The 11,935-nt window shown below is 57.0% G+C and carries 14 protein-coding genes; 3 read left to right on the top strand and 11 right to left on the bottom strand.

What is annotated here, in order from left to right; translation table 11 throughout:
• Nucleotides 1-3: 3 nt before the first annotated feature.
• From tusC to fkpA, 4 genes are all read right to left on the bottom strand, one after another.
• Nucleotides 4-363, bottom strand: coding sequence for a sulfurtransferase complex subunit TusC (tusC, locus tag CKO_RS20265; RefSeq protein ID WP_012135437.1), 360 nt, complete (start codon nucleotides 361-363; stop codon nucleotides 4-6).
• Nucleotides 363-749 (bottom strand): sulfurtransferase complex subunit TusD, encoded by a 387-nt coding sequence (gene tusD, locus CKO_RS20270; protein WP_012135438.1) that lies wholly within the window; start codon nucleotides 747-749, stop codon nucleotides 363-365. The genes tusC and tusD overlap by 1 nt, the downstream gene beginning before the upstream one ends.
• Nucleotides 749-1,471 carry a helix-turn-helix transcriptional regulator gene (locus CKO_RS20275; protein ID WP_012135439.1) on the bottom strand — a complete coding sequence of 241 codons (723 nt, stop codon included), beginning with the start codon at nucleotides 1,469-1,471 and terminating at the stop codon, nucleotides 749-751. Before CKO_RS20275 ends, tusD begins: the two co-directional genes overlap by 1 nt.
• Nucleotides 1,472-1,637: 166 nt before the next feature.
• On the bottom strand, nucleotides 1,638-2,456 hold the full coding sequence (fkpA, locus tag CKO_RS20280) for an FKBP-type peptidyl-prolyl cis-trans isomerase (protein WP_012135440.1): 819 nt from the start codon (nucleotides 2,454-2,456) through the stop codon (nucleotides 1,638-1,640).
• Between the two features lie 232 nt (nucleotides 2,457-2,688).
• On the opposite strand from fkpA, the gene CKO_RS20285 reads away from it, so the two are divergent.
• A complete protein-coding gene (locus CKO_RS20285) occupies nucleotides 2,689-2,907 on the top strand; it encodes a protein SlyX (RefSeq protein WP_012135441.1) in 219 nt (72 codons plus the stop codon).
• Nucleotides 2,908-3,019: 112 nt separating this feature from the next.
• On the opposite strand, the gene slyD is transcribed toward CKO_RS20285, so the two are convergent.
• The 4 genes from slyD to kefG form a co-directional block, all read right to left on the bottom strand.
• Nucleotides 3,020-3,607 carry a peptidylprolyl isomerase gene (slyD, locus tag CKO_RS20290; protein ID WP_012135442.1) on the bottom strand — a complete coding sequence of 196 codons (588 nt, stop codon included), beginning with the start codon at nucleotides 3,605-3,607 and terminating at the stop codon, nucleotides 3,020-3,022.
• A 94-nt stretch (nucleotides 3,608-3,701) separates the two neighbouring features.
• Nucleotides 3,702-3,902, bottom strand: a complete 201-nt coding sequence (locus tag CKO_RS20295) for a YheV family putative zinc ribbon protein (RefSeq protein WP_012135444.1) — start codon at nucleotides 3,900-3,902, stop codon at nucleotides 3,702-3,704.
• Between the two features lie 9 nt (nucleotides 3,903-3,911).
• Nucleotides 3,912-5,717 (bottom strand): glutathione-regulated potassium-efflux system protein KefB, encoded by a 1,806-nt coding sequence (gene kefB / locus CKO_RS20300; protein WP_012135445.1) that lies wholly within the window; start codon nucleotides 5,715-5,717, stop codon nucleotides 3,912-3,914.
• Nucleotides 5,717-6,268 carry a glutathione-regulated potassium-efflux system ancillary protein KefG gene (gene kefG / locus CKO_RS20305; RefSeq protein WP_024131006.1) on the bottom strand — a complete coding sequence of 184 codons (552 nt, stop codon included), beginning with the start codon at nucleotides 6,266-6,268 and terminating at the stop codon, nucleotides 5,717-5,719. Before kefG ends, kefB begins: the two co-directional genes overlap by 1 nt.
• A gap of 128 nt (nucleotides 6,269-6,396) precedes the next feature.
• On the opposite strand from kefG, the gene CKO_RS20310 reads away from it, so the two are divergent.
• Nucleotides 6,397-8,298, top strand: coding sequence for an ABC transporter ATP-binding protein (locus CKO_RS20310; RefSeq protein ID WP_012135447.1), 1,902 nt, complete (start codon nucleotides 6,397-6,399; stop codon nucleotides 8,296-8,298).
• 16 nt (nucleotides 8,299-8,314) lie between these two features.
• On the top strand, nucleotides 8,315-9,247 hold the full coding sequence (locus CKO_RS20315; protein WP_024131007.1) for a LysR family transcriptional regulator: 933 nt from the start codon (nucleotides 8,315-8,317) through the stop codon (nucleotides 9,245-9,247).
• Between the two features lie 117 nt (nucleotides 9,248-9,364).
• On the opposite strand, the gene mdcH is transcribed toward CKO_RS20315, so the two are convergent.
• From mdcH to CKO_RS20330, 3 genes are read right to left on the bottom strand one after another with little or no spacing between them, the layout of a single operon-like run.
• Nucleotides 9,365-10,261, bottom strand: a complete 897-nt coding sequence (gene mdcH, locus CKO_RS20320) for a malonate decarboxylase subunit epsilon (RefSeq protein WP_012135449.1) — start codon at nucleotides 10,259-10,261, stop codon at nucleotides 9,365-9,367.
• Nucleotides 10,262-10,879, bottom strand: coding sequence for a malonate decarboxylase holo-ACP synthase (locus CKO_RS20325; protein WP_012135450.1), 618 nt, complete (start codon nucleotides 10,877-10,879; stop codon nucleotides 10,262-10,264).
• A 3-nt stretch (nucleotides 10,880-10,882) separates the two neighbouring features.
• The gene (locus CKO_RS20330; RefSeq protein ID WP_012135451.1) at nucleotides 10,883-11,842 is read right to left on the bottom strand and encodes an AEC family transporter; all 960 of its coding nucleotides are present in this window, start codon (nucleotides 11,840-11,842) and stop codon (nucleotides 10,883-10,885) included.
• Between the last annotated feature and the right edge of the window lie 93 nt (nucleotides 11,843-11,935).

An 11,935-nucleotide genomic window follows, 5' to 3' on the forward strand; every position in this document is an offset into this window, starting at 1 on the left:
ACGTCAGAACCTCAGGATAACATCATAATTGTCCAGTTCACCGCGCAACGCTTCAGGTTCAAGCGGCGTCGCATCCACGATGAAACTCGCCCCCGTCTCCAGACCGCGCTCACGCAACGAGGCGGCACACAGCCAGCATTGCTCGATATCGTACAGCCCCAGCAGTTTGAAGGTGGCGATGTAATCCCGCGCCAGCACGACGTCAGGCGTTTGTCCCGAAAGAATCTGAAAAACGCCGTCGCCGATAAAAAAGACGCCAGTCTCTTCCGTCAGCGCCGACGTCGCCAGTAACGCATCCAGTCCTTCGCGACCCGATGCGCTGCCGTGCGGCGTGGTGGAAAATACAAAAGCAATACGTTTCATCAAAACTGCACCACGCGATCGCAGGTCAGGGAGGCTTCCGCCAGCGCGCCAAGCCCGCTCAACGAAAACCCTGGCTGTAAGTTGGCTGATGCCAGCGCCAGCCTTTTTGCTTCGGTCTCATCCACAATGCCGCGACGCAGCGCCGCCGCAACGCAGATATTCAACGCGACGCCATGCTGCGCGCCCAACTGCTGCCATGCGCGCACCAGGTCGAATTCATCGCTGGCCGGAGAGGTCAACTGGTTGGCGTTATACACGCCTTCCCGGTAGAAAAAGACGCTGCTCAGCTCATGCCCTTCGTTAACTAAGGCATGTGCAAACTGCAACGCGCTGCTCGCTTGCTGCGTTCCGTACGCTGGCCCCGTCACCACAATGGCAAAACGCATTACTTATCTTGCCCCTGGAAGTCGCCGCTTTTGAACTGACGAATATAGAGGTAGACCGTATGTTTGGAGATGTTCAGGCGGTCAGCCACCTGGTTAATCGCATCTTTAATATCGAAGATCCCCTTCTCATACAGATTCAGCACAATCTGACGATTCTTCGCGTTATTAGAGACATTGCGATCGGCATTCACCTCTTCAATGGTGAATTCCAGCGTCTGAGTGACCAGATCCTCCACCGAGGAGGCAAAGTTCACGGCGGAACCCACTTCCGGCGTTTCCGGCGGAATAAAGGTATTCATAATCTGCGAGAACGGCACATCAAGGTTCATGTTGATGCACAGCAGACCAATTACGCGATGCTCGCGGTTGCGAATGGCAATCGTCACTGACTTCATCAGGACACCGCTTTTCGCGCGTGTGAAGTAACACTTCGATACGCTGCTATCCGCACCCGTCATATCATGCAGCATGCGCAATGCAAGGTCAGTGATCGGCGAGCCAATTTTGCGCCCCGTGTGTTCACCGTTGGCAATGCGAATGGCTGAGCATTTCAAATCCTGCAAAGAGTGCAATACGATTTCACAATGGGAACCAATGAGCATCGCTAACCCGTCCACCACCGCTTCGTAGGATTTCAGAATATCAAAGTCGGTTTGATCGAAAGGACGTTGATCCAGTAAGTCAAGCTCACTGGTTTCGTTGGTTAAAAGCGACCTGGTCATGAAAAAAAACACTCCTTTTCAGGAGCCTGTCGTTATGTTTTCAGGGCAGGCTCATTATTTACGCGGATGATTAAATTAATACAGCGGGGGTTCCGCTTTCCAGTATTAATTATATCCGGCCTGCAATAAAAAAACCGCCGCCATGACAGGCGGCGGTTCTCAGTTTTTATTTTTTAGCAGCATCTGTCGATTTGGCGTCGGCCGCTGCGTCTGGTTTCGCATCGGCTTTCGGCGCCGGTTTGATGTCCAGCAGCTCTACATCGAATACCAGCGTGGAGTTAGCCGGAATACCCGGAACGCCCGTTTTACCGTAGGCCAGATCCGGTGGGATAACCATCTGGATCTTACCGCCTTTCTTAATGTTCTTCAGGCCTTCAGTCCAGCCCGGGATCACGCCGTCCAGACGGAAAGAGAGCGGTTCGCCACGGGTGTAGGAGTTATCGAACTCTTTACCGTCGATCAGCGTACCTTTGTAGTTAACCACAACGGTGTCGCTGTCTTTTGGCGCTTCGCCAGTACCGGCTTTCTCTACTTTATAAACCAGACCTGTTGAAGAGGTTTTCGCCCCTTTCTCTTTAGCAAATTTCTCGCGGAACGCTTTACCTTTCGCTTCGTTGTCAGCGGCGTCTTTTTCCATCTTCGCCTGAGCGGAGGTCTTCACGCGCGCTTCAAATGCCTGCAAGGTCTGTTCGATTTCCTGGTCAGACAGTTTGCTCTTGTCTGCAAATGCATCCTGGACACCCGCGATCAGCTGATCTTTATCCAGTTTGATCCCCAGTTTTTCTTGTTCCTTCAGGGAGTTTTCCATGTAACGACCCAGCGAAGCGCCCAGCGCATAAGCAGATTTCTGGTCGTCATTCTTGAACGCGGCTTTGCTGTCAGCAGTTGCAGCTGGTTTCGCGGCGTCCGCAGCGAAAGTGAGCGGTGCATGCAGAGCAACGGCCATCGTGGTCGCCAGCAGCGTTACTTTAAACAGTGATTTCATCCATATCTCCAGGGCCGGGGCATCTCACCCCAGGGTTAACTTACATGAGAAGCGTACTATAAAACGTTGTAGAACAAATCAACATACGGACACGCCCTATTATCACCCCTTTTCAGACTCTTTTTGTTTAAATTAGTTTCGTAGAGGGCGAATGAGTGCTGTGTAATCCGATAAAGTTCAGTAGAATCCGCCGCGACCCAAGAAGTGCCGGAGACAACAAGAGAGGTGAATCATGCAAGATATAACGATGGAAGCTCGCCTGGCTGAACTGGAGAGCCGTCTGGCGTTTCAGGAGATCACCATTGAAGAACTCAACGTAACGGTGACCGCGCACGAGATGGAGATGGCGAAACTGCGCGATCATCTGCGCCTGCTGACGGAGAAGCTTAAAGCCAGCCAACCGTCGAATATCGCCTCGCAGGCCGAAGAGACGCCGCCACCGCATTATTGAGACGTAAAAAAAGCGGGATATTCCCGCTTTTTTGTGCCGGATGGCGGCGTAAACGCCTTATCCGGCCTACTGTAGCCCTGATAAGCGCAGCGCCATCAGGCATTACAGACGATTAATGGCAACCGCAGCCGCCGTTACCGCCACAACCACCTTTGCCATGCTCATGACCGTGGTCATGATCGTGGCCGTGGCCGCCGCAGCAACCGTCGTGACCGTGGTCGTGGTCGTGACCGTGCGCGCCGTGAACGTGGCCATGAGCCAGTTCTTCTTCGGTCGCTTCGCGGATCGCCACAACTTCCACGTTAAATTTCAGGTTCTGGCCAGCCAGCATGTGGTTACCGTCAACCACAACGTGGTCGTCTTCCACTTCGGTAATTTCTACCGGTACCGGGCCCTGGTCAGTTTCCGCCAGGAAACGCATGCCAACCTGCAACTCGTCAACGCCCATGAAGACGTCTTTAGGCACGCGCTGCACCAGGTTTTCGTCATACTGACCGTAAGCGTCGTTCGCGCCAACAGCCACATCGAATTTGTCGCCAACGTCGTGACCTTCCAGCGCTGTTTCCAGGCCAGAGATCAGGGAACCGTGACCATGCAGGTAGTCCAGCGGCGCACTCACCGGAGACTCATCAACCAACACACCGTCTTCTGTACGTACCTGATAGGCCAGGCTGACCACCAGGTCTTTTGCTACTTTCATGATATCTCCTGAGCATGGGAAGAATAGTGGCGCAGATTGTAGCGGAATTCTGCACCCGTGTACCCACTAGCTTAAAAAAACCTGCGGCATATCGCTAGTCTGGATGAAAAATCCCGATCACTTGCTCTTCTTTGCGAACGTGCTCGCGGGCCGCTTTATCGGCTTCACGCATCTGATGACCGCACTTAACACACTCAACAATATCGACATTATTTTCGCGCCACATCGCCATTGAATCCTGCGTCTGGCAGGCCGGACACGTCGCCCCTGCAATAAAACGTTTACGAATCGCCATACCTACCCTCTACTCAAACTCATCCCAGCCATCCAGCTGGCGCCGCTCTTGCTGCATCTCTCGCTGGAAAATCTCCTCCAGTTCGCGTCTGGCTTCTCTGGCACGAGAAATTTGCACCATGTCGGTATGCATCGGAATAAGCTCCCTTAGCATACGCATATCCAGCCGACGGAAATGCAGTTGCGCACGCTGCGCCTGGTGTGGGTGCATCCCTAACGACACCAGCGTCTTACGCCCCAGCTCCAGCGCGCTGGAAAACGTCTCGCGGGAAAACTGCGTGACACCCGCCTGTAATAACTCATGCGCTTCCACACGTCCGCGCGCTCGCGCAAGAATATGCAAATGCGGGAAATGCTGCCGGCATATCTCCACCAGCTTCATGGTGTCTTCCGGTTCATTACAGGTAATGACGATAGACTCCGCCGCTTCCGCTCCTGCCGAACGCAGTAGCTCCACCTGAGTCGCATCGCCGTAATATACTTTGTAGCCGTATTTTCGCATCAGGTTAACGGCGCTGATATCGCGCTCCAGTACGGTGATGCGCATTTTATTCGCCATCAACAAACGGCCAATTACCTGACCAAAACGCCCGAATCCCACGACAATCACCTGCGGTTTATCATCATCCACCCAGGGCTTTTCATCTTCCTCTTCCGGGCCGTTAAGCTGTCTGGAGAGCCATTTATCGACGAGCTTCATCAGCAGCGGCGTGGTCATCATCGACAGCGTTACGGTGACCAGCAGCAGCGACATCTGGTCGCCCTGAAACAGCCGCTGGGACGAGGCGGTGGAAAAGAGCACAAACGCGAACTCGCCCCCCTGACTCAGCACGCCCGCAAACTGCATCCGCTCCGAACTCCGAATCCCGTACAGACGCGCCAGCAGATAAAGCACCAGCGTTTTCACCGCCACCAGCACGATGACGCTCACCGCTACCCACAACAGGTGGGTATAGAGCACGCCAAGGTTTAACGACATCCCCACGGAGATAAAGAACAACCCCAGCAGCAGCCCTTTGAACGGATCGATGGCCGTTTCCAGCTCATGACGGTATTCGCTTTCCGCCAGCAGCACGCCTGCGATAAACGTACCGAGCGCCATCGACAGCCCCAGCGCATCCATAAATAAAGCAGACCCCAGCACCAGCAACAGCGTGGCGGCAGTAAACACTTCACGCACGCCGGAATCGGCGATAAAACGGAACACCGGGCGCAGCAAATAGCGACCGCCAATCAGCATCCCGGCAAAGGCCAGCACCTTCATGCCGACCTTAATCCAGTCAAAATGTTCATCTGCCGAGCCAGCCAGCAGCGGCACCAGCGCCAACGCGGGGATCACCGCCAGATCCTGAAACAGCAGCACCGAAAAACCCAACTGGCCGGATTCGCTGCGGTTCATCCCCTTTTCCCGCATCAGTTGCAGCGCCATCGCGGTCGATGACATCGCCAGACCAATCCCGCCGATCACCGCCGCCTGCCACGAGAAATCGGTAAGCATCAGCAGCCCGGCCAGCACAACAGCGCTCAGCATCACCTGGGCCGCCCCGACGCCAAAGATAGAGCGACGCAGTTGCCAGAGTTTGGAAGGGTTGAGTTCCAGGCCGATGATAAACATCAGAAAGACAACGCCCAGCTCAGAAAAGTGGAGGATTTCATCAACGTCGCTGATAAATCCCAGCCCCCAGGGGCCAATCGCAATCCCTGCCAGCAAATATCCCAGTACCGCGCCAATACCCAGCCGCGATGCCAGTGGCACCGCAGCGACCGCCGCGAAGAGGAACATTACCCCCGCCGTCAATAAATCGGAACCTTCCATTAGCGACCTCCCGCCAGAACAGGGTTTGCCAGCCATTCGCCGTAGGCTTTCGCGTGGCTGGCCAGTTCCTGCTCACTTTGTCGCCTGGCCCAGTAGATAATAATCGGACTCATCCAGTGCATCCGGCACATCGCCGCCGTCAGCTCAAATGGCCGCAGCACATCGGTCATCGGATAGCGGTTCAGCGCATCGTAGCGATACGCGCTTTCCGGTTCACCGGTGGTAATCACGCTCCGCCAGTACTTTCCCGCCAGTTGGTTCCCCCCTGGGCCACTGGCGAAACCACGGCTGAGCACGCGGTCTAACCACTCTTTAAGCAACGCCGGACAGCTATAGGTATACAGCGGATGCTGGAAAACAATCACGTCATGTTCACGCAATAGCGCCTGCTCATGCGCGATATCGATAAAAAAATCAGGGTAGTGCGCGTAGAGATCGTGCACCGTCACATTACTGAGTTGCATGGCCGGTTTAAGCAGCACCCGGTTCGCGACCGAGTCCTGAGATTCTGGATGGGCATACAGCAGCAGTACCTTTGCTGGCTGGGACATCATCCCCCTCCCGGTTATTTTGTGTATCGTTATTGTTTTGGGCTACCATTGCGCTCCGGCGCGGCAGAATGCCCGCATATTACATTATCATAATGATAAATTAACATAGTCTGAACATACGGCGCCTTATGATTGTTTTCTCCTCGTTACAAATTCGTCGCGGCGTGCGCGTCTTGCTGGACAATGCCACCGCCACCATCAACCCGGGACAGAAGGTCGGCCTGGTGGGTAAGAATGGCTGCGGTAAATCTACCCTGCTGGCATTGCTGAAAAATGAAATCAGCGCCGATGCAGGCGGCGTGACCTTTCCCGGTAACTGGCAGCTGGCGTGGGTGAATCAGGAAACACCCGCGCTTGCGCAGCCCGCGCTGGAGTACGTGATTGATGGCGATCGCGAATACCGCCAGCTGGAAGCGCAGTTGCACGACGCCAACGAACGTAACGACGGACACGCCATCGCCACCGTACACGGCAAGCTCGACGCCATCGACGCCTGGACCGTGCGCTCACGCGCCGCCAGCCTGCTCCACGGCCTCGGTTTTAGCAACGAACAGCTTGAACGTCCGGTCAGCGACTTCTCCGGTGGCTGGCGCATGCGCCTTAACCTGGCCCAGGCGCTGATTTGCCGTTCTGACCTGCTGCTGCTCGATGAACCGACCAACCACCTCGATCTTGATGCCGTTATCTGGCTGGAAAAATGGCTGAAGAGCTATCAGGGCACTCTGATTCTGATTTCGCACGACCGCGACTTCCTCGATCCGGTGGTAGACAAAATCATTCATATCGAACAGCAAACCCTGTTCGAATACACCGGCAACTACAGCGCATTTGAAGTGCAGCGCGCGACCCGGCTGGCCCAGCAGCAGGCGATGTACGAGAGCCAGCAGGAGCGCGTGGCGCATCTGCAAAGTTATATCGACCGTTTCCGCGCCAAAGCGACAAAAGCGAAGCAGGCGCAGAGCCGTATCAAAATGCTGGAGCGTATGGAGCTTATCGCCCCCGCGCATGTCGATAACCCGTTCCACTTCAGCTTCCGCGCGCCGGAAAGCCTGCCCAACCCGCTGCTGAAAATGGAGAAAGTGAGCGCCGGGTATGGCGATCGCATCATTCTGGACTCCATTAAGCTGAATCTGGTGCCCGGTTCACGCATCGGGCTGTTGGGGCGCAACGGCGCCGGTAAATCAACGCTCATCAAGCTGCTGGCGGGCGAGCTTGCGCCTGCCAGCGGTGAAATCGGTCTGGCGAAGGGCATTAAACTCGGTTACTTCGCTCAGCATCAGCTGGAGTATTTGCGAGCGGATGAATCGCCGCTGCAACATCTGGCGCGACTGGCGCCGCAGGAGCTGGAGCAGAAACTGCGCGATTACCTCGGCGGGTTTGGCTTCCAGGGCGATAAGGTCAGCGAAGAGACCCGCCGCTTCTCCGGTGGTGAAAAAGCGCGTCTGGTGCTGGCATTGATCGTCTGGCAGCGCCCTAATCTGCTGCTGCTTGATGAACCAACCAACCACCTTGACCTCGATATGCGTCAGGCGCTGACCGAAGCGCTCATCGAATTTGAAGGCGCGCTGGTGGTCGTCTCGCACGACCGTCACCTGCTACGCTCCACCACCGACGATCTCTATCTGGTTCACGACCATAAAGTCGAGCCGTTCGATGGCGATCTGGAAGACTATCAGCAGTGGCTGAGCGACGTGCAGAAACAGGAAAACCAGCCTGATGACGCCCCGAAAGAGAACGCCAACAGCGCCCAGGCGCGTAAGGATCAGAAGCGTCGCGAAGCCGAACTGCGTGCCCAGACCCAGCCGCTGCGTAAAGAGATCGCCCGTCTGGAAAAAGAGATGGAAAAGCTGAACGCGAAACTGGCGCAAGCGGAAGAAAAACTGGGCGACAGCGAACTGTACGACCAGAGCCGCAAAGCGGAACTGACAGAATGCCTGCAACAGCAGGCCAGCGCCAAATCCGGGCTGGAAGAGTGCGAGATGGCCTGGCTGGAAGCGCAGGAACAGCTTGAGCAGATGCTGGCCGACTAACTTCGGGAATATGACGATGAATCCGCTGATAACCAACGATATCACCTTTCGCAAGTTAAGCATCTTCATGACGTTTATGGAGAAAGGCAATATTGCCCGGACGGCGGAGGCGCTGGATATCAGCGGGGTCAGCGTTCATCGCGCGCTGCATACGCTGGAAGAGAATGTTCGCTGTCCGCTGTTCGTGCATAAAGGACGTAATCTGATCCCGCAACCGGCGGCGTGGACGCTGCTGGAGTATTGCCAGGAGGTCAGCCAGTTGATGGCGCGCGGGCTGGAAGAGGCGCGCAAAACGGCAGGGATCGGCCAGGGGCGTCTGCGCGTGGGTACGCTCTACTCTCTGACGCTGGAAACCGTCCCGCATCTGATCATGGGGATGAAACTGCGCCGACCGGATCTCGAACTGGATCTGACAATGGGCTCCAACGAAGCGCTGCTGAGAATGCTGGAAGACGGAATGCTGGATGCGATCCTGATCTCCATTTCGGAAAGCGCTATCGATCGCAACAGTCTGGAAGTGCTGCCGCTGTTTCATGACGATATTTATCTCGCCGCACCGGCGACGGCAACGCTTGACACCTCCTCGCCCGCCGATCTGCGTGATTACCGGGATCAGAAGTTTGTCTCACTGGCGGAAGGCTTTGCCACCTATGCGGGCTTCCAGGAAGCCTTTCATATTGCCGGGTTTGAACCAGAGATTGTCACCCGTGTGAACGACATCTTCTCGATGCTCAGTCTGGTGCAGGCGGGCGTCGGTTTCACTCTGATGCCGGGACGCATGAAGAAGATGTACGAGAATTCCGTACAGTTGCTGAAGCTGTCGCAGCCATACCAGATGCAGCAGCTCATCGCCATTGTCTTCGCCCGCAACCGCGAGCGCGACCCTAATCTGCTGGCGCTGGCCGCCGAAGGGCGCATGTACGCGCGTAGCCTTAATCCGGGCGCCTGATCGCCGGATGGCGACGCTGCGCGTCTTATCCGGCCTACGAGGTTGCGTGTTGGCCATCCGGCCTACAACGGGTGCGAGCCGTAGGCCCGATAAGCGCAGCGCCATCGGGCAATCGCACTAGCCTCTAAGCCGTTTTGCCAGATGCACCGCGACATCCACCCCGCTGCGCTCCAGCGAAACAGACTCACCTTCCCACTCCGCCTGTCGCGTTAAGCAAGTCAACACGCCGCCGGGCGGCATTTCAATCGCCAGCCGCGCCTCGCGCTCGTTGGCGGAGATCGCCGCATCCTGCCAGCGCACCGTCCGCGCCATGTTCATCGCCAGGTCGTCAGCAATACGTTCCGGCTGCCACAGCACACGCCCGGTACTACCGCTGAGGTATGCACAGCGCGGACGGGAGAGCGTCACATGACGGAACGCCTCCACCAGCTGCTGTGCCGGTTCCGCCAGCAGAGCGCAGTGCGACGGCACGCTCACCGCCAGACGGTGGGCTTTACTCGCGCCTTTATCCAGCGCCCGCTTCGCAACATCCGCCATCGCCTCATCGTTACCGGCAATCACAATCTGGGTTTCCGCATTCAGGTTAGCGATAAAGGTTCCACTGCCTGCAACCAGCGACTCCACCTGCGGCAAGGTCAGCCCCATAATCGCCGTCAGGCCGTAACCGTGCGGATACGCCTGCTCCATCAAATCACCGCGCAGGGCCACCAGCGTCAGCGCGTCGGTAAACTCCAGCGCTCCGGCGATCACCGCCGCTGGATACGCGCCGATGGACAGGCCGCTGACAATATCCGGCGCGACGCCGCGACGTTCCAGCTCGCGCGCCCACGCCACCCCGGCAATCAGCAGAGCAAGCTGTACCGCCCGGGTATGTTGCAGCGCGTCCGGGGTATCAAGCGTATTCGCCTCCGCCCCCAGCACCTCGCGCGCCAGCGCTAACTCCGTTCCCGGAAGGTTTTGCAGCATACCTGCATACTGCGTCCCCTGCCCCGGAAAGGTAAACAGGATTTTCATTTACTCCTCCCTGCGCCACGGGTCGCTGACCAGCCGCGGCCCCTGCGACGTTTTTAACAGCGCTTTGCCATCGCGCAGCCATTCGTTCAGCGCAAACGCGCCGTGCGGCGTTTCCACCTGGGTATCCGCACGGCAAAGCCCGCCCGTCAGTTGCTGCCGCCATTTCTCCAGCAGCTCGCGAGAGAGCGGCTGCCGGGCGCGAATCAGCAAATCCAGATCGCTTGCGGCGTGGATCACCGGGAGCCCGGTCGCCAGCGCGTAGCCGGTACTGCCGGTAATCCCCCACGTCCACGGCCATGCCTGTTGCGTCAGTAATAACGCCACCTGAACTGGTGGCTGCGAGATAAAGGGCGAGCGCAGCAGCATCTGTGGGTCAACCAGCGATTCCGGCGTACAGACGCGGGTAATGGCATCTGGTTGAGCCCAGCCCGCCGCGCGCTGGTCGCGCTTTATGCCGCGAACGCCGACGGGAATGCGCCCCTGCGCATCAACATCACGCCGTACCACCACCGGCAGGCGGGTATGCCAGACGTCATCCACCCAGGATTCCGTGACACCTTCCAGCGCGCTTCGCGCGTTAAGCCAGATAAGATCGTGGGGGCGTAATGTTGTGTTCATGCTTTAGAGTCCTGAAGTCAACGAGATAAACAACGGCAGCGACAGGATACACAGGACCGAGCTTAACAGCAGCACGGCTTCTGCATCCGGCGACTGCACGCCGAAGCGATTACCGAACACCACGCCGAAGAAACCGGCAGACAGCGCAATCATCAGGATAGCGGTGATCGCCACCGAGCCATGCAGGCCGAAAATCAGCACGATCCCCCAGGCAATCGCCGGTTGAATCAGTAGCTTGGCAATGGTGGAGGTAATAACCATCGTGTTGATCTGCAACTTACGCGCAGAAAGGATCACCCCGGTCAGGAACAGCGCCGCCGCAGTGGCGGCCAGGCCCAGCGGTTTGATCGCCGCCAGAACCAGCTCCGGCATCTTGATACCGATAGCGGAGAGAATGACCCCCAGCAGCGGCCCCATCACGATCGGTTTCTTGATTGAACGCCACATCAGCACCGGCAGCATAGACAGAGTAGAACCTGAGTTACCGCCTTCCGCACGCGCTTTCTCACGCTCCAGAATCAGCAGGCAGAACGGCGTCATCAGCACGGAACCGCAGGCAATGGAAACCGCGACGGAGAGCGACGTTGACGGCCCTTCGCCCAGCACGCTACCGAGAATCGGCAGGCCAAGCGCGGCGTAGTTTGGCAGAGCGACGGTCAGGGTCAGCACGGCCGCATCCTGCGGTGATTTTTTAAATACCTTCGTTGCCAGAAAATAGATAGCGGCGTAGGTGATCCACATCGCCAGCGTCAGCACCAGAATCAGCGGCGACTGCGCGACAATACCCGTCCAGGGCGTTTGTACCGTGGCGCTAAACAGCGCAGCGGGGAGTGCAAAATCCATGACGAAAATGTTGAGCAGGGAAACATTCTTGTTATCAACCATTTTGGCCTTCCCGGCCCAGAACCCCAGCAACATGATGACAAAAATCGGTGCAAGAGCATGAACAATCACGTAAGTCATAAATCACCTGTAATGAATAAAAGAGTTAGCACGGACGCGATGATTATTATTTTCAGGATGCAGGTCGCCTCACGGACGCAACGGGCGCGCCCG

It is taken from the genome of Citrobacter koseri ATCC BAA-895 (genome assembly GCF_000018045.1).
Classification (GTDB): domain Bacteria; phylum Pseudomonadota; class Gammaproteobacteria; order Enterobacterales; family Enterobacteriaceae; genus Citrobacter_B; species Citrobacter_B koseri.

Bases quoted from the DNA above. Each gene is read 5' to 3' on its own strand.
- tusD (WP_012135438.1), bottom strand. From the start codon at position 749: ATGCGTTTTGCCATTGTGGTGACGGGGCCAGCGTACGGAACGCAGCAA.
- mdcH (WP_012135449.1), bottom strand. From the start codon at position 10,261: ATGAAAATCCTGTTTACCTTTCCGGGGCAGGGGACGCAGTATGCAGGT.
- CKO_RS20295 (WP_012135444.1), bottom strand. From the start codon at position 3,902: ATGGCGATTCGTAAACGTTTTATTGCAGGGGCGACGTGTCCGGCCTGC.
- kefG (WP_024131006.1), bottom strand. From the start codon at position 6,268: ATGTCCCAGCCAGCAAAGGTACTGCTGCTGTATGCCCATCCAGAATCT.
- fkpA (WP_012135440.1), bottom strand. From the start codon at position 2,456: ATGAAATCACTGTTTAAAGTAACGCTGCTGGCGACCACGATGGCCGTT.
- slyD (WP_012135442.1), bottom strand. From the start codon at position 3,607: ATGAAAGTAGCAAAAGACCTGGTGGTCAGCCTGGCCTATCAGGTACGT.
- tusC (WP_012135437.1), bottom strand. From the start codon at position 363: ATGAAACGTATTGCTTTTGTATTTTCCACCACGCCGCACGGCAGCGCA.
- CKO_RS20315 (WP_024131007.1), top strand. From the start codon at position 8,315: ATGAATCCGCTGATAACCAACGATATCACCTTTCGCAAGTTAAGCATC.
- CKO_RS20325 (WP_012135450.1), bottom strand. From the start codon at position 10,879: ATGAACACAACATTACGCCCCCACGATCTTATCTGGCTTAACGCGCGA.
- kefB (WP_012135445.1), bottom strand. From the start codon at position 5,717: ATGGAAGGTTCCGATTTATTGACGGCGGGGGTAATGTTCCTCTTCGCG.
- CKO_RS20285 (WP_012135441.1), top strand. From the start codon at position 2,689: ATGCAAGATATAACGATGGAAGCTCGCCTGGCTGAACTGGAGAGCCGT.
- CKO_RS20310 (WP_012135447.1), top strand. From the start codon at position 6,397: ATGATTGTTTTCTCCTCGTTACAAATTCGTCGCGGCGTGCGCGTCTTG.
- CKO_RS20275 (WP_012135439.1), bottom strand. From the start codon at position 1,471: ATGACCAGGTCGCTTTTAACCAACGAAACCAGTGAGCTTGACTTACTG.
- CKO_RS20330 (WP_012135451.1), bottom strand. From the start codon at position 11,842: ATGACTTACGTGATTGTTCATGCTCTTGCACCGATTTTTGTCATCATG.